Origin of the sequence: Planctomyces sp. SH-PL62, from assembly GCF_001610895.1 — a bacterium.
Classification (GTDB): domain Bacteria; phylum Planctomycetota; class Planctomycetia; order Isosphaerales; family Isosphaeraceae; genus Paludisphaera.
This window is the reverse complement of record NZ_CP011273.1, coordinates 4,147,337-4,163,804: the sequence shown is the minus strand read 5'-3', so window position 1 is coordinate 4,163,804 and position 16,468 is coordinate 4,147,337. Positions and strand designations below refer to the sequence as shown.

The 16,468-nt window shown below is 66.7% G+C and carries 14 protein-coding genes; 7 read left to right on the top strand and 7 right to left on the bottom strand.

The window, feature by feature from the left end; genetic code table 11:
• The first annotated feature begins 28 nt into the window (after nt 1-28).
• On the top strand, nt 29-415 hold the full coding sequence (locus VT85_RS16160) for an acyl-CoA thioesterase (protein ID WP_068417367.1): 387 nt from the start codon (nt 29-31) through the stop codon (nt 413-415).
• A gap of 25 nt (nt 416-440) precedes the next feature.
• Here VT85_RS16160 and VT85_RS16155 read toward each other — a convergent pair whose 3' ends face one another.
• A complete protein-coding gene (locus VT85_RS16155) occupies nt 441-923 on the bottom strand; it encodes a hypothetical protein (RefSeq protein WP_068417364.1) in 483 nt (160 codons plus the stop codon).
• A gap of 74 nt (nt 924-997) precedes the next feature.
• Nucleotides 998-2,014 (bottom strand): serine hydrolase, encoded by a 1,017-nt coding sequence (locus tag VT85_RS16150; protein ID WP_197490797.1) that lies wholly within the window; start codon nt 2,012-2,014, stop codon nt 998-1,000.
• Nucleotides 2,015-2,143: 129 nt separating this feature from the next.
• Between VT85_RS16150 and VT85_RS16145 the strand changes: the two genes are divergently transcribed.
• A complete protein-coding gene (locus VT85_RS16145) occupies nt 2,144-3,169 on the top strand; it encodes an N-acetylmuramoyl-L-alanine amidase (RefSeq protein ID WP_068417362.1) in 1,026 nt (341 codons plus the stop codon).
• Here VT85_RS16145 and VT85_RS16140 read toward each other — a convergent pair.
• Entirely contained in the window at nt 3,132-4,463 is a 1,332-nt protein-coding gene (locus VT85_RS16140) for an SGNH/GDSL hydrolase family protein (protein WP_068417360.1), read from the bottom strand. The genes VT85_RS16145 and VT85_RS16140 overlap by 38 nt on opposite strands.
• A 99-nt stretch (nt 4,464-4,562) precedes the next feature.
• Between VT85_RS16140 and VT85_RS16135 the strand changes: the two genes are divergently transcribed.
• A complete protein-coding gene (locus VT85_RS16135; protein WP_068417357.1) occupies nt 4,563-5,483 on the top strand; it encodes an NAD-dependent epimerase/dehydratase family protein in 921 nt (306 codons plus the stop codon).
• Nucleotides 5,484-5,533: 50 nt separating this feature from the next.
• Here VT85_RS16135 and VT85_RS16130 read toward each other — a convergent pair whose 3' ends face one another.
• Nucleotides 5,534-7,384 carry an efflux RND transporter periplasmic adaptor subunit gene (locus VT85_RS16130; RefSeq protein ID WP_068417352.1) on the bottom strand — a complete coding sequence of 617 codons (1,851 nt, stop codon included), beginning with the start codon at nt 7,382-7,384 and terminating at the stop codon, nt 5,534-5,536.
• A gap of 262 nt (nt 7,385-7,646) precedes the next feature.
• Nucleotides 7,647-9,710: an acetylxylan esterase gene (locus VT85_RS16125; protein ID WP_068417347.1), complete on the bottom strand. Its 2,064-nt coding sequence runs from the start codon at nt 9,708-9,710 to the stop codon at nt 7,647-7,649.
• Between the two features lie 812 nt (nt 9,711-10,522).
• Here VT85_RS16125 and VT85_RS16120 point away from each other — a divergent pair.
• From VT85_RS16120 to VT85_RS16105, 4 genes are all read left to right on the top strand, one after another.
• Nucleotides 10,523-12,094: a matrixin family metalloprotease gene (locus tag VT85_RS16120; protein WP_197490795.1), complete on the top strand. Its 1,572-nt coding sequence runs from the start codon at nt 10,523-10,525 to the stop codon at nt 12,092-12,094.
• A gap of 193 nt (nt 12,095-12,287) precedes the next feature.
• Nucleotides 12,288-12,908 carry a superoxide dismutase gene (locus VT85_RS16115; protein WP_068417343.1) on the top strand — a complete coding sequence of 207 codons (621 nt, stop codon included), beginning with the start codon at nt 12,288-12,290 and terminating at the stop codon, nt 12,906-12,908.
• 120 nt (nt 12,909-13,028) lie between these two features.
• The gene (locus tag VT85_RS16110; protein WP_156512895.1) at nt 13,029-13,493 is read left to right on the top strand and encodes a hypothetical protein; all 465 of its coding nucleotides are present in this window, start codon (nt 13,029-13,031) and stop codon (nt 13,491-13,493) included.
• The gene (locus tag VT85_RS16105) at nt 13,490-14,230 is read left to right on the top strand and encodes an RluA family pseudouridine synthase (RefSeq protein WP_068417337.1); all 741 of its coding nucleotides are present in this window, start codon (nt 13,490-13,492) and stop codon (nt 14,228-14,230) included. Before VT85_RS16110 ends, VT85_RS16105 begins: the two co-directional genes overlap by 4 nt.
• Before the next feature lie 50 nt (nt 14,231-14,280).
• Here VT85_RS16105 and greA read toward each other — a convergent pair whose 3' ends face one another.
• Entirely contained in the window at nt 14,281-14,760 is a 480-nt protein-coding gene (greA, locus tag VT85_RS16100; protein ID WP_068417334.1) for a transcription elongation factor GreA, read from the bottom strand.
• A gap of 379 nt (nt 14,761-15,139) precedes the next feature.
• A complete protein-coding gene (locus VT85_RS16095; RefSeq protein ID WP_068417330.1) occupies nt 15,140-16,417 on the bottom strand; it encodes an ABC transporter permease in 1,278 nt (425 codons plus the stop codon).
• Nucleotides 16,418-16,468: the final 51 nt, after the last annotated feature.

The following is a 16,468-nucleotide window of genomic DNA, read 5'->3' as shown; positions in this document are numbered from 1 at the left end:
TCCTCCTGGAATCCTTGAGAGGCGAGCGATGAGTCAGGTCGTCAGTTGCGACACCGAGATCCGCGTCCGTTACGCGGAGACCGACCGCATGGGGCTCTTGCACCACGCGAATTACGCGATCTACTTCGAGGCCGGGCGGACCGAACTCCTGAGGTCCCGAGGCGAGAGCTATCGGGAGATCGAGGACTCCGGGTTCTTCCTGGTGATCGTGAATCTCGAGTGCAAGTTCCGGCAACCGGCCCGGTACGACGACCTGCTGACCTTGCGGACCTCGGTGGCGCGGGTCACCCACGTCAAGATCGTACACGAGTACAAGCTGATGCGTGACGGAGTCTTGCTCGCCGAAGGGACCACGACGCTCGCCTGCGTCGACCGCGACGGCCGGCCGCAGGCCCTCCCGGACACCCTCCGCTGAGGAGGAAATCGAGGCGCGCGGCGGCTCAGGAATCGATGACGACGTCGGAGCCGAAGAATCGCTCCGCCTCCGCGACCACCGAGCGGACGAGGTCTCCCGCCTGCTCGAGATCGAGGCCGATCAGCTTGCGGGCCGCTTCGAGGCGGGCCTGCTCCTCCTCGCTCAATCGCCGATCGGCGATGAGGCCCCGGATCATCATGGTGAATTCCTCCCTCATCCCGGCGGCGACCCAGTCGTCGTCCAGGTTCAGGGCCCTCGCCTCCCTCATGAGGACGGGCCATTCGCCGCTGGATGCGGGGTACTTCTCGAAGATGTGATGGAGCTTGCGCCGCCACTGGACCCTGTCGAATTCGGAGGCGGAGCTGGCGTCGGGCCCCGGGGCGGATTTGCTCGCCTCCTCTTCCGGCTCCAGGCCCCAGACGCTGCGAAATCGCTCCAGCGATTCCTCCGAGTCGTTAAGGCGGGACTTGTCGGTGAGAAACCCCCTGAGCGCGCGCAGGAAACCCATGATGTCCTCCCTCGTGACGGCGTCGGCCGACCCTATCGGACCGGCCGACTCGGGATGATTGCGGTCGCTAGTCGCTATTTCGTCGCCGGCGCGGCGGCCTCCTCGGGCCTGGCGGCGGTCGGCTCGGGGTTGGCGACCTGCGACGAGAAATGGTCGTAGACTTCGCGAGCGATCCGGGCGCAGAGCAGATTGCCGGCGTTGTCGTCGGTCCAGCTCTGGTCTTCGTTGTCGGTCGTGAGCACGCAGAGGGCGACGGGCCCGCCTCGGGTCTCGATCACGCCGGCGCAGGTCCGACTCTCGTCGACGCTGCCGGTCTTGAACGCCAGCTTCGTCCCCGGCGGGAGGAAGCGGGGGAACTTGGCCTTATCGTCGCACGTCAGCAGGTGGTTCCACATCGCCTCGCTCGCTTTCTCGTCGACGAGTTTCCGGGCGTGCAGCGCCTCGAACAGTCGGATCATGTCGGCGGCGGTGGTGCTCCCCAGGCCGTAGACCTTGCTGCGGTCGGGGAATACCGAGGTGTCGCGACGGTAGACTTTCGAGTGGATCTTGGTATTGGGGAATCCCATCGCCTCCATCGTCGCGGCGGTCGAGCCGATCCCGACCGCGTCGAGGACGAGGTTGGTCGCCGTGTTGTCCGAGAAGGTGATCATCAGGTGGACGGCGTCGAGGAGCGGGAACCGCGCCCCGTCGGAGAAGTGGTCCGTCAGGATTCCCGAGCCGGGCACCTTGTCCTTCTTCGTCAGCGTAACCGGAGCGGCCAGATCGATCTTTCCTGCGGCGGCCTGGCGATAGGCTTCGATCATCACCGGGAATTTGATGAGGCTGGCGGTGGGCATGGGCGCGTCGGCGTTGAGGGCGTAGCTCTCGCCCGTCCGGAGGTTCTTCAGGGCGACCGCCGCTTTCCCCTTGTGCGCCTTCGTCAGCATCTCGATGCGGCCGGCAAGGTCGCTCGGCTGCGTGGCGGGCTCGTCCGCGGCGAGGGCGGCCGCGCCCAGCGTCAGCGTCGCGAGGGCGACCGCCGCGAGGCCGATCATGCCGCGCCCCAACTCCCGACGAGGCGTGTCGATGTGCTGAAATTTCGATCCGATCATGATGGAGGTTTCCGCTTGTGTCGTCGTTCCGGCCGGCTCAGAATCAATTGTGATTCGCCCCTCGCCGCGAGTCCAGCCCCATGCCCCTCCTGGTCCCGACCCGCCCGACCCAAAGAGAAGGAGACCGCCTTGCTCCCGTCGTCTCACCGCCCCTCCCCGCACGGCCTGACCGCCGCCTTGGGCATCCTGAGCCTTGCCTCCTCCTTGTTGCTCCCAGGCCTGACCGCGACCGCCGCCGACGGCCCGAAGCCGGGGGAGCGGCTCGACCGCAAGGGGGACGAGATCGTCGTCTGCGGCCAGCTTTTCCATACGACGAGCCCGGTCGTCCTCTGGACGGACCCGGGCGGCTATGACGCGTACCGGGTCCCCCCGCACTTCGGTCCCCCCGACAAGGCCAAGGAGGGCCTCCCCACCACCCGCTTCGGCGTCCGCAAGAACGGACTGTCGGAGCCCGAACTGGCTCGCGTCCAGTCCGGCGGCTGGGACCTGCCGCTGCTCCAGCGCGTCGTCGACCAGTTCGTCATCCATTACGACGTCTGCGGCACCAGCCAGCGCTGCTTTCGCGTCCTCCACGACGACCGGGGCCTGAGCGTCCACTTCATGCTCGACATCGACGGCACGATCTACCAGACCCTCGATCTCAAGGAGGCCGCCTGGCACGCCACCATCGCCAACGGCCGCTCGATCGGCATCGAGATCGCCAACATGGGGGCCTACCCGCCCGGCCGCACCGCTGCGCTCGACCGCTGGTACGAGAAGGACGCCGAGGGCCGCGTGAAGATCAAGCTGCCCGGGACCCCCGAGAGCAACGGTATCCACAACCCCGACGCGCTCCTGGCCCCGGCCCACAACGAGCTGGTCAAGGGGGAGATTCGCGGCCAGGTCCTCGAGCAGTACGACCTGACCCAGGCTCAGTACGATGCGCTCGTCAAGCTGACGGCCACCCTCTGCACGGTTTTCCCCAAGATCAAGCCCGACTATCCGAGGGACTCCGCGGGGGTCCTCCGGCTCGACACCTTGTCGCGGCCCGAGTTCGACGCCTACCAGGGGCTCCTCGGCCATTACCACATTCAAGCCAACAAGACCGACCCCGGCCCGGCCTTCCAATGGGACCGGCTCATCGACGGAGTCCGCTCGAAGACGTCAGGGAACTGAGCCTGGGTTTCGGCAGGGAGGGGCTCGCCGCCCTCCCTATCGTCTCGATCAGGAACATCAGTCGGCGGGCCACGACCTCGGCCCAGAGGTCGGCGCCCCTCGGCGAGAAGTGGTCGTCGTCGATATGTCGGTTGTAGAGCAAGCTCCTCGGCAGGCTCTGCCCGGCCTGCTGGGCCTCCCACCTCAGGCGAAGGTGTTCGTCGAGAAATCGCTCCAGAGGGTCGCAATAGCAGGGGGGCGGGCCGGGGAAGGCATTGTTGACCATCCCCGGGTAGAATCCGTCCTTCCGTCGGCTCTCCACCTGGGGGTACGTCGGGACAGGGACGATCAGGCAGATCACGCCGCGGGCGCGGCACCAGCCGTAGATGCGATCGATCCAGTAGGCCGCCTCATCGAGCCAATCGGCCTGGCCCTGGAGGATCTCGAAGCCCTCGCCGAAGTCGTTCGGGCAGACGCTCACGACGACGAACTGGGGCTTCAGGCGCTCGCCGTATTCCAGCAACGAGTAAAAGTATTGTTCGGGCGAGTAGCCGATGTGCCCCGTGTTGGCCACCGAAACCGGACATCCATAGAGTTCGGCCAGGCGATTCGCCAGGTAGACCGACGGGGTTTGCTCGTCGCCGTTGAACATGCCCTGCATGAACGAATCGCCGAGGACGACGCCGCGCAGGGGGGCGGAGGGATCAGGTTCCGGCCCGCGCAGGCCCCAGGAATTGGTCGTCGTGATCGACCCTTCGTCGACGATCGCGCCGGCCTCGGCCGCCGCTTTCCGATGCTCGGGGGTGTCGAGGACCTGGAACAGGCCGAAAGGCCCGTTGTGAAGAGTGACCTGGCGAAGCCAGACGGAACGAGTATCGGGCCTGAGTCGATACGAACGGCCGTCGTCGTCCCGCTCGAAGACCTGCGAGGAGAGCAGGAACGTCTGGTCGGCCCGGCCGAATCGAACCAGCCCGTGCGCAGGGTCCATGCCGGCGGTCTGGAACAGGGCCCGAATCGGCTCGTCGGCCCCCTCGTAGAATTTCGTCAGAACCTCGGTCGTCTTCTCAACCGATCGTCGCCGCCGCCGAGCCCAGTCGAGTTCGATCTCGGAGCGATCGGGCTGCAGGCCCGTAAGCCATCGCACGACGGCCGTGCGAGCCGAGTAGGCGCCCTCGACTACGTAGAACCGACCGACTCGGAACGAGGCGACCATCCCAGCGACCACCACGAGCGTGGCGAGTATGATGAAACGCTTGAACCATCGAACGCGCGCCGAGGGACGCTCGGGAGGGGGCGGGGCGGGGGCCTGATTCATGCCGGGATCTCCGTCGGCTCGCCCCTCGTCTTCCGCCTCATGAGCTTCGGGGATGCGCGGCGTGCGGGGCGCGAGGTACTGACAGGGGGGGTTGGGACCATGAGAATCGCCGTGACCGGGGCGACGGGATTCGTCGGCCGCTACATCGTCTCACAACTGGCCGGTGCGGGACATCAGCTCATCTGCTGGCGACGTCCGACCAGCGACGTCGGCGGCTTTCCCGATTCGTTCCCCGAAGGGACGCTCGACTGGATCGAGGGTGGGCTGGGAGACGAACGCGCCGCCCGTGATCTTGTGGCCGGGGCCGACGCCGTCGTCCACACGGCGCTCGACCATCCAGGGGGTGGATTTCGGAATCGTGAGGGGAACATCCTGGAGTTCGTGGAGCGCAACGTCCTGGGGACGCTCCGGCTGATCGAGGAAGCTCGACGCGAAGGAGTGGGTCGGTTCGTGTTCATTTCCTCGTGCGCCGTGCACGACGTCATCCTGCCGGACCGCCCGCTTGATGAGGCCCACCCGACCTGGAGTTGCAGCCACTACGGGGCCCACAAGGCGGCGATCGAGGCCTTCGTGTCGAGCTACGGGCTCGGCGGCAGGTTGCCGATCTGCGCGCTCCGTCCGTGCGGCGTCTACGGCCTGGCCCACCCGCCCGACCGGAGCAAATGGTTCGACCTGGTGCGAAAGGTGGTCGCGGGCCAGCGGGTCGAATGCCAGGGAGGGGGCAAGGAGGTCCATGCTTCGGACGTCGCCAGGGCCGTCGAACTCCTGCTGACGGCCGACGCCGACGCCGTCACCGGCCGTATGTTCAACTGCTACGATCGATACGTCTCCGATTACCAAGTCGCGGGAATCGCGCAGCGTCTCGCCGGGACCGACGGCGCGATCGAAGGGGCGGCGAGCCGACCCAAGAACGAAATCGCCACCGATCGGATTCGCGCGCTCGGGATGACGTTCGGCGGCGAGTCCAGGCTCGAAGAGACGGTCGCCCAACTCGTCGACGCGTCGAAAGAGGTGCCATGAAGACCGGCAGAGCGCGGGCCGGGAATCCTCCCGGCCCGGCTCACTCACCATCAGGGCGAGGTCGAGGCGATGCGCGAGGGAGTCGGCTCGACTTGCGGCGCCTCCAGGGTGAAAGGATCGAGGATGACCTGTTCTCCCTCACGGACGCCCGAGAGCACCTCGACGAAGTCCGAGTCGCTGAGGCCCAGTTCCACCTTCTGCCAGCGGTAAGGGACCTTGGCGTCAGGCGCGGGCTGGCTTTCCAGGACGGCGACGAATGAGTCATCGCCGATGTCCCGGACGGCCGCGAGCGGCAGACGGTCGACCTGCGAACGCCGATCGTAAAGGAACGTCACCTCGGCGCTGAGGCCGGGGCGAATCCCATCGAAGGCATCCTCGATCGCGATCAGGGCGAAGTAGACTCGCACGTCGGAGAACGGTCCGTTCACCGGCGAGGAGATCGCGGTCACATCTGTCACCCGGCCGCTGAGCAGGCGGTCGGGGAAGGCGTCGAGCCGGATGGAGCACGCCTGGCCGTTCCGCAGCATCGCCACCTTCGTCTCGTTGATGCGGGCCTTGATCCGCATCCGTTTGGGATCGGGAAGCTGGAAGATCGGCTGGTCCTGTCGAACGGTCGTCCCTTCCTGGATCACCGATTCCACGCGTCCCCAGGCGTTCGTCTGATTGATGTACACCACCACGCCGTCGCGAGTGGCGCGGAGAGTGCAGGCCGCGACGTTCTTCTCCAACCGCTGGAGCCGCTCGGCCTCCAGCGCGAAACTCGCGTCCTGGGCCAGTTTGTCGGTCAGGATCGAGGCGAGCTTCGCTTCCAGGGACTTGAGGATCTTGGGGCCGGTGTATTTCTCCAGCCGTTCGAGCATCCCTTTCGCCTCGCTGAGCACGAACTCCGATTGTTGCAGCGACAACTCGTCGGCGCGGAGTTGGGAACTGGTGCGAAGACCCTTGGCCGTGACCCCTCTGGACCACTCGAGGTTGCGCATCGCCCGATCCTGCTCGATCTCGCAGGTCTGAACATACTGGCGGATGAGTTGGATATCCTGAGGAAGAATCCCCTCGCGATATTCCTTGAGCGTGATCTGGTTCACGGCCAGCAACGAGGTCGCCTGCTCGACGTACGACTTGGCCTGGAGCCAACGGATCTGCTGCGCCTTCAACTCGTCGCGGAACGCCGCGGAGTCGAGTTCGCAGACGACGTCCCCTTTCTTGACCGCAGTCCCTTCGGGGAGTATCGAGATGATCCGGGTCGAGCCCGGCTTCTCGTCCCCCATACCACCGCCGCCGCCACCGCCTCGCGATCCGCTGCTGCTCGACGTCGTTGCGGACGAGGCCGAGGCCGTCCGCTTCAACGGCGAATACGGGGTCACGACGTAGCTGAAACTTCGGATCGTCGGCTTACCCGAGGTGGATACCACCGGGGTCGACGCGGACGCCGATCCGGATCCGGACTTTGAAGCCGAGCCGGTCGCCGATTTCGCAGAAGCCGAGCCGGTGCTCTTTTTCACCGCAGGCGCCGGCGTCGAAACCTGGGCCGCGCGAGACTGGGAGCCGGAAGTCGACCCGCCGCGACCGCCCGAGCCGCCCGACCCGCTCGAGTTGGTGCCGCCGACCATCCCGACCAGAGCTTCCACCTGACAGCGCACCACGCCGTCCGCGGCGCTTTCGATCGTCCCGAATTCCACGACGTACTGGACGATGTCGCCGCGATCGACCTCGGCCAGGTGGAACGAGACCTCCTGCCGACGATCGAGCCAGGTGGGCCGATATCCCTGCTCCCACGCCCACGCCGCCCCGCCGACCGCCGAGAGGGCGACGACCAGGCCCACCAGTCGCAGACCGACCAGGCCACGTCGACTCGGGCGTTCCAGTTCGATCCGCGGGAGGGCGTTGAGATTGTTCTGCATGAAACGTCCGAGGTGAAATGCTCGACCGAACGGGTTGTGACCGGGAATCCGGGCGACCTACCTCCGGCGTCGCAGCCGGCCGAGGGCCCAAGAGGCCGCTCGGTGGCACGTATCGACGCCTATCTCGGTTTCCTTGATTATCGGTGCCTCCCGCTGTGGGTCAATGCGCGAAGAGAGGCGCTTCTCTCTCCAATCAGCGTCAAAACCCAGGCGATCGGCCTTATCTGATCCCGCCTCGAATCAAATTCCACTGCGCATCTGCTCAGGGAAGTCCGACGTCAACCCGAGCACTCGCCAAAACCAGCTTTAAGTTCGCATCATAAAGCCCATAAATCGCCCGTGCGTGGGCGAATGAGGCTTCCAGGTCCTGGAGAGGCACCGTCGCGCCGTCGGTCCCGACACCGCGGACGACGACGAGTCGACGTGGCGCTATCAGGCTTACCAGCCGACCCAAATCGCCATACTTCAAAAGATTCGGCGCGATCAGTCCCATGCGGGATTGGGTCCACGCGACCGGTGGCTCGGCGACGAGTCGGACGGGAGCCCCCTCGGCGATCACGGCGTCGATGCGTGGAGCATACGCAGACGCTAGGATCGCGGCCGTCCCCGTCGCACCTCGACCGTGCAGGAGCAGAGGCACGTTGGCCGGGATCGCCAGGAACGAAGCCGGGGGGGCCGCGATCAGCCCGGCAAGGGCCTCGACCCACTGGAGAAAGTCGAAGACCCACTGACCAAGCAGAGGGCGGCCGATCCAGACTCCCCATTCGGCCTCATTGTGATCAAGCACCCCGGCGATCGCCGGGGTCTCCGGCTTGAGTCTCCCCAGCGCGCGCAACTCCACGGCGCAGGTCGCGTAACCGCTGCGAGTCCAGGAGCTTCCCCACTCCCGAGCGGCCTCGGCGTCGACTCCCTGTTCCGCCGTCTGGATGACGACTCCACGAGGCGTCCCGGCGACGGTCCCGAGGTCGGGCGGGCGAAAGTAGCCCGCCAAAGAAAGCCCCGGCTCGGGCTCCATCGCGATCGTCCAACAACCTCCGGCCGCGTCGAATCCGATTCGAGGTCGTGGGGGACTGGACCTGGGGAGACCGCCGAGGACCTCCGCGGCGAGCCCAGCCTTGATCGTGACCGCCTCGGCCTCCCACGCCTGACGATGGTCGGGAGGGTCGGGAAGCGCGGCGAGCCGAGCGAGGCTCTCTCGGTGCACGAACTCGGGGATGGTGACGACCGACGCCGGTCGGGACTCGGCGTCGGCGAAGCAGCGGAGCAGGGCGGGGTCTTCGGGCCGAGCCTCGGGTTCCGGTACCGGGCCGCCGTCGCCCCGTTCCCGGAGCCAGCGGTCCAGCCAGCCGTATAGCGCCTCGCGCATCGGCTGGTTGTAGTCGTGACCGGAATCGACGGTGACGTGGCGAACCCGGTCGCCGACGCCGAGACGCTCGAACCTCGGACGCGCGTAGTCGAGACTTTTGGCGGCCTCTTTCGCGCTGAACTGGGGGGCGTCCCGGCTGGCGCTGACGACGAGCAAGGCGCGAGGAGCGACCATCGCCAGCAGGTCTCCCGTCGTGGCGTAGCTCAGGCCCGCAGGGTTGACCTCGCAGACGCAGCAGGCCGTCTCCAGATAGGCTTCGAGCGTCCCGACCCCGCAGACCGGGACGACGGCCTTGAGACGATCGTCGAGGGCCCCGGCGTAGAGGGTCTGATTCCCCCCCCCGGAGGCTCCGGTGATCGCCAGCCGGGTCGGGTCGACTTCCGGCCGGGACACGAGGTAGTCGACGGCCCGCCGGTTGTCATGCACTTGAAGCCCGACCAGGGGGACGCCGGCCGCCCAAAGCGATGCCCCCATGAGGCCGCCGTGGTAGGTCCCCGGTCCGGGGACCACGGCCCGCTCGCCTGCGCCGAAGGCGTCCACGCAGAGGCAGACGTAACCGAGCCGCGCCAGGGCGATGCAGCGAGTCTGGACGACGGGATCGATCCGGGCCCAGGCCCAGTGCCCATGCACGCAGAGGACGGCGGGAGCCGGGGCCTCGAGGTTTCGCGGGCGGTAGAGATTCGCCGTCACCCGGACCCCGGGTCGGCTCTGGAACGTCAGCCGCTCGATGACGTAATCCGCCCGCTCGACGACGCCCAGCACCTCGGGCGCAAGGTCGCAGGAGGGGATGATCGCCAGTGAGAACGAACTCCGAAGGCCGTCCTTGACGCTTCGGAGACGCTCCTCCCAACCCTCGGGCGTCGAGGGCGAGCCCGACGGTCGACGGGCCGATGGGGCGGATCGGCGGATGAAGGCTCCATAGGCCGCGCCCGGGCTACCGGGGTCGTTCGTCGCTCGCATCCCGAGTCCTCACAGGTTCACCGTCGATTTCGCGGCCCGCGATCTCCACGAGGGTATCGGGCGCGGTGAGCGCCCACAAGGAGATAGAGGCGCGACCGACAGCCTGCGAATCCATGCATCCGTGATTCAGGCCCCTCGCGGAGCCACTCCAGCCCGCACAACCCGGAGAATCGAAGGAATCGCCACCAGCGGAGCGGGTCGTCCGACTTGTGCCGACAGGTCTTCCGCACTTCTTGAGGAAATCTCTGGAATCGCGAGCTAGCTTTCAGGTATCGAAGGATTTCTTGAATCATCCAGCACGTTCGCGGCAAGCGTCACTTTGATGCATGCCGTCAGAGCTGGCAAACTCTACGCTCGTCGAAAGCATCTCGGCGATCTCGGAATCCCCTGGGGAGAAGCGCCGCGGCGACGCGGCGGACCAATGCCGGCGACGGTGGCGGGCTTCGCCAAGGAAGAGGGGTTTGGATCAGGGAGGGATGGACGAAGGCGGCAGAGGCGAGAGCTAGCGAAGGGCCCAACGGTCGGGTGCGACAGCACGAGACGTCGAGACGCCGGAAAACAGCTCCAGGGCTCCTTCCGGCGTGGATGACGATCGTGCCCGATCGTTCCCCGCGCCGAGGCGTCCCCGCCCCGCCCAAAGATCAGCGGAGTGCACCATGCTTGGGCTTCCCAAGGGATCGCTCGGAGAGCGTTCCTGGATGGGGTGCAAGGAAGTCGGTCGGCGTCTGGGATTATTCAGGAGCAGCGCGGCGGGGCGAGCCCCTCGTCGCAAACGTCCATCGCTTTTGGAGGCGCTCGAAGACCGCACGCTGATGGCGACGTCAGGCGTGGATTACGTCGTCAAGAATGGGTTCAGTTGGTCGAACCCGTCGCGGATCACCTACAGCATCGCGCCCGACGGTGTGCAGTGGATCAGCGGAGTCAACGGGATGAACTCGGCCTTCGACGCCAAGTTCGGCCGAGGCGTCTGGGAGCGCGAGATCGCCCGGGCGCTCGCGACATGGCAGTCCGTCGCGAACATCAACATCGTGCCCATCAAAGACGGGCCCTACCGCGTCAACGCCCTTGGCGCCCCCCAGGGAGACGCGCGGTTCGGCGACATCCGGATCGGCGGCGACGCGATCCCCAGCAACCACCAGACCCTCGCCCAGACGTACTTCCCGCCTCCGCAGGGCTCGACGGCCGGCGGCGACGTCGAGATCAACCTCAACATGGCGTATGCGATCGGCGGGGACTACGACGTTTTCAGCGTCGTCCTGCACGAGACCGGCCATTCTCTGGGGCTGGACCATCCGACGAGCGATAAGGTGGTGATGCGGCCCATCTACGGCGGCGTCGTGACCACCCTGGCGGCGGGCGACATCGAAGGCATCCAGTCGATCTACGGCGCCCGTCAGCGCGACATGTACCAGAGCCAGGGCTACGGCGTCGACATCCATCGCCCCATCGACCTGACCGCGCCCCTGGCGACCTCACAGACCTTCACCGCCTCCGCCGCGTCGCTCAACCGGGTCGGCGACGTGGAGTGGTTCAGTTTCGTCGCCCCGAGCTACGCGAGCGGCTCATGGCAGGTGACGGCCTCGGCCTCGAATTCCAGCATGCTCAGCCCCAAGGTGGTCCTCTACGACGCCAACGGGAGACAACTCGGCCAGGCCTCCAAGCCGGGGAGTTGGAGCACCGACGTCAGCGCTTCGTCCTCCTCGATCGTGCCGGGCCAGCGCTATTTCGCGGCCGTGACGGGAGCCACCGGCGACGTCTTCTCCATCGGCTCGTACAACCTGACCGTCTCGCTCTCGTCGGCCCCTCGGACAACGCCGCCGGTCGTCATCCCGCCCCCCCCCGTCGTCATCCCGCCCACCACCCCTGTAACCCCCATCCCGCCGTCGACCGGGCCGATCTATTCGACGTCGGTCGTGGTCGCGCCGGATCGATTCGAGCTGAACAACTCGATCGGCACCGCCACGAGGCTGGGACGGGTCGTGCAGGCGAAGATCGGCGGATTGACGCTTCCCGCGGCCGACGTCGATTTCTTCTCGTTCCAGTCGGGGGGAATGGGCGTCTATCAGGTCTCGGCCGGTGGCGCGAACATCCAGATCCTCAATAATCGGGGACGAGTCGTCGCTCAGGGCACGAACTCGGTCAACGTTTCGGCCACCCGCAACGCCTCGTTCGTGGTCCGCGTTCAGGCCGCGGCCCCGGTGGGAGTCGCCGATTACACGCTGTCCATCGGCCAGGCCGCGCCCGTTCGGCGGGGTCCGGCGCTCCCTCGGCGTCCCATATTCGGGCGCAACCTGGCACGCCAGGGGGCCGCGGCACCTCCGGCCCTCCTCGCCACGGCCACGACTCCGAACTGGGGCTGGGCCCTGCGGACGACCGCGGGCTGATTGATCACCGTCCCCTCACCGGCCCAGGACTTGCGTGCATTCGTTTGAGTGAAAGTTCGGGCTGTGGTAGCTTGTGCGAGACGTGGGAGCGCGACCCACCCGAATCGTCATGCGGTCGTCCCGAGCTCTCCCAGACCGGGGCGATCGACGTGACCGCGCACCAAACAGACTCAGGGAATCAGGAGCTATAGGAATGGCTGAATACACCGTGCCCCCGCTGTCGTACGATTTCGGCGCCCTCGAGCCGAACATCGACGCCAAGACGATGGAGATCCATCACGACAAGCACCACGCCGCCTACGTCAACAACCTCAATGCGGCTTTGAAGGATCACCCGCAGCTTCAGGGCAAGCCGATCGAGGAGTTGATCGCCGACCTGAACGCGATCCCCGAGGGGATCCGGACGGCCGTGCGGAACAACGGCGGCGGGCACGCCAACCATTCCTTCTTCTGGCAGATCATCGGCCCGGGCGGCGGCGGAGAGCCGAAAGGCGCCCTTGCCGACGCCATCGCCTCGGAGCTGGGCGGGTTCGCCGCGTTCAAGGAGGCGTTCAACAAGGCCGCGACCACTCGTTTCGGGTCGGGCTGGGCGTGGCTGACGGTCGGCAAGGACGGCAAGCTCGCCGTCACCTCGACCGCCAACCAGGACAACCCGATCTCCGACGGCGCCACCCCGGTCCTGGGCCTCGACGTCTGGGAGCACGCCTACTACCTCAAGTACCAGAACCGCCGCCCGGAATACATCGCGGCCTTCTGGAACGTCATCAACTGGGACGAGGTGGGCCGTCGCTACGAGGCCGCCAAGGGGAAGTGATCGGGCGTCGGCCCCGACACTCTGCTTGACCGGTCACCGCGGATCGATATCATCCGGACGCACGGGCGCTCGCGTCCGTCGCGTCCGTTTGCATTTCGAGAGTGGATGGAGGTTTCGTCGATGGATCGACCCTGCGCTCCCTGGCCGCGTCTCCTCGTCGGGGGGGCCCTGGCGCTTTCCCTGGCCGCGTTCCTCGGCTGCCGGAGCACGAAGAGCGAAGTCCCGCCCAGCCGTCCCTACGCCCGTACGGGGGCTGAGCCGCCATCGGTCGGCTTCAGCTCCGAGCCCCATCCCGCGACCGCGAACGCAGCGTCGAACTCGTACAACATCGGTCCGGGGGGCTCGGCCGACGACCGACTCGCCGGAGTCAAGCCGAAGCCCCCGGTCTATGGCACCCCCACCGCCGGCGAGAAGATCTCGCGGCCGACGACGAACAGCTACGGACCGCCGGGGACCTCGGGCCTTGATCCGACCGCCGGCCCCAGCCCGGGGGATCTCGCCGACGAGATGCTCGACACGGGCGAATCCACGGCCAAGTCGCTCACCCGCGACCTGAAGGTGAGCCCTGCATCGGGACCGCAATGACCCCAGGGCTCCAGATCCTCTTTGAGGACGAACACTGCCTGGGCGTCCTGAAGCCCGCCGGCCAACTCACGCAGGGGACCTGGGCGCCTCCGGGCGAGACGACCCTCGAACAGGACGTGCGCCGTCACCTCGCCCCCGAGTCGCCCGAAACGGCTTACCTTGGCATCGTCCATCGCCTCGATCGCCCGGTCTCGGGCGTCTTGCTCTGGGCGAAGACCTCCAAGGCGGCGCGGCGGCTGGCGGGGCAGTTCGAGAAGCGGCAGGCGGTCAAGGAATACTGGGCGGTCGTGGAGGCCTCCGACGCGACGGACGTGCAGGCGGAGCCTTCCACGGCCCTCCTCCCGCCGCTGGGAGAGCTCTGGGTCGACTGGCTGACTTCAGCCGACAAGTCGGGAGTGGTCCACTCCGTGGCGGAAGGGACCCTCGGGGCGCGCCGGGCCCAGACCCGAGTCATGATCGACGCCTCTGCGGGGATGGCGGCCGGGTTGCGCCGCCTCCGACTCTGGCCGGAGACGGGACGCACCCATCAGCTTCGCGTCCAGTCGGCGACCCGCGGCTTGCCGATCCTCGGCGACTCCCTCTATGGCGCGCGAGAGACGTTCAGTCCCGGGATCGCGCTCCATGCGCGCTCATTGCAAGTGCGCCACCCGATGTCGGCGGTCCCGCTGATTCTGGTAGCGGCATTGCCCGAGTCATGGCGGGGGAGGGGGATTGATCCGGGACCGGCGTCGACGTGACAGCGCCCCGGAGGTGGGATGCGCCGGCGGGGGCCCGACGCATGGCCGGATCACTCGCAGCCGATCTCGACGATCTTGAGCTTGAGGGTCCCCTTGGGGATCGGGACTTCGACCTCGTCGCCGACCTTCTTGCCCACGAGCCCCTGACCGATGGGGCTGGTGAGGAGGATCCGATTGTTGTCGTAGTCTTCCTCGCCGGGACCGACGAGGATGAAGTCCTCTTCCTCGGCCATGTCGACGTCGAGGACGCGAACCTTGGAGCCGAAGACGACGCGATCGGTCGGGACGTTCGACCTCTCAACCAGGTAGGCGCGGCTCAACTTATCTTGAAGGTCGTTGATCCGGGCCTGGAGCATTCCCTGGGCTTCGACGGCGGCGTCGAACTCGGCGTTCTCGGAAAGGTCACCATATCCCCGGGCCTGGGCGATCTGCTCGGCGATATTGGACATGTCCTCATTTTTCATCTGGTCGAGCTGGGCCTTGAGCTTCTCGTAGCCTTCCTTCGACATCGGAATACGGTCAGTGGACATGCCGAACTGCTCCCATTCTCAACACTGGTGCGGATTGCACGATTCGCGCCGCCGGTGGCGCCTTGGCCTCCGAGGTCCGCGGCGCGTGCCGGGGCCTTGGTCGCCATCGCTCGATTCGGGTTGCGCGTCGTCCAGGCCCTCTCGTGGGCGAATTCGGGAACGACGAGAACGAAGTTCAGATCCTGGGATTTCGCCGGGAGTTTGGTCCCGGGCAAAAAAAATGAGACGTCCGGATGCGTAAGCCGCATCCGATGGCGTCCATCAGCATTCAAGCCTAGTAATCCCGGAGTGGCGATGCAAGCCCAACCCTCGGGAACGCAGGGGCCCCGGGGCGGTTCATGCGGCCTCCCTTGCGAGAGGCCGCTGCATGCCGTTTGAATCATTCGTGACGGAGCGCCTCGATGGGGTCCATCATGGCCGCGCGTCGAGCCGGGTAAAGCCCGAAGAGAATACCGACCGCGACCGAGATTCCGAACGCCAGGAGGACCGACATTCCCGTGACGAAGGCCTTCTGGTCGGGGATGAAGTAGACGATGAGTCGCGGGATGGCGATTCCCATCGAGACGCCGAGCAGGCCGCCGACCCCGGAGAGGACGACGGTCTCGATCAGGAACTGCTGGGTGATGTCCTTCCGCTTGGCCCCCAGCGCCCGCCGGATGCCGATCTCGCGGGTGCGTTCGGTGACGGTCGCCAGCATGATGTTCATGATGCCGATGCCGCCGACGAGCAGCGAGATCGCCGCGATCGTCCCCAGGATGATGCTGAACTGGCGAGCGGCCCGCTGGGCCTCCAGCAGCAGGTCGTAGGGGACGGTCATCTCGACGTCCTTCTTGGGGTGGAAGCGTTCGTAGGCCGCCTTGATGACGGGGACGGTGGGCTGGACCTGGTCGATCGCGGAGACCTGGAGCGTGACCTGCGAGAGCTGGGTCTCCTCCGCCTCCATCGATCCCGAACGGTTGTTGATGATCTTCTCGCCGAATCGGACCCGGCAGGTGTTCAAGGGGATGTAGACGTCCTTGTTGAAGTCCTGCGCCGCCAGGCTGCCGCCGACGCCCGCCGAACTTTCGCGCTCCCTGGTGACGCCGACGACCGTGTAGTAGTCGGAGCCCAGCTTGACCGACTGGCCGACCGGATCCTCATAGGGGAAGAGGGTCTTGGCGGTGGTCGAGGCGAGCACGGCGTAGTTCTGGTACTTCTCGTTGTCGGCGGCGGTCAGGAACCGTCCCCGCTCGATCTGGAGCATATTGAACTCGGCGTAGTCCTGGGTCGTCCCCACGACGCGGCCGTCGAGGTAGTACTGCAGTCGCCGGATCTGCTTGCGGATCTCTCGGATGGGCAAGGCCTTGCGGATCGTCGGCACGGTGGCCATGATCCGGTCGAAGTCGTCATATTTGATGCCGTAGTTGAGGATTCGCGCGGGGCGTCCTCCGGTGGCCTGGGCCTCTTCGCTGGGCTTGACCGAGCGGACGATGATGTTGGTCGCCCCCAGGGCCCGGATGCGCTCCTGGGCGTCGCGGCTGGAGCCCTCGGCGATGGCGAGCATCGAAATCACCGCGGCCACGCCGAAGACGATGCCGAGGACGGTGAGGCCCGACCGCAACTTGTGCAGCAACAGGCTCTTCATGCCGAGTTTCAGGCCGCGCCAGATGCGTCGCATGGGCTCGATTCCTTGACCGACGGAGGTGGGGGCGAATGGAGAGGGTGTTCG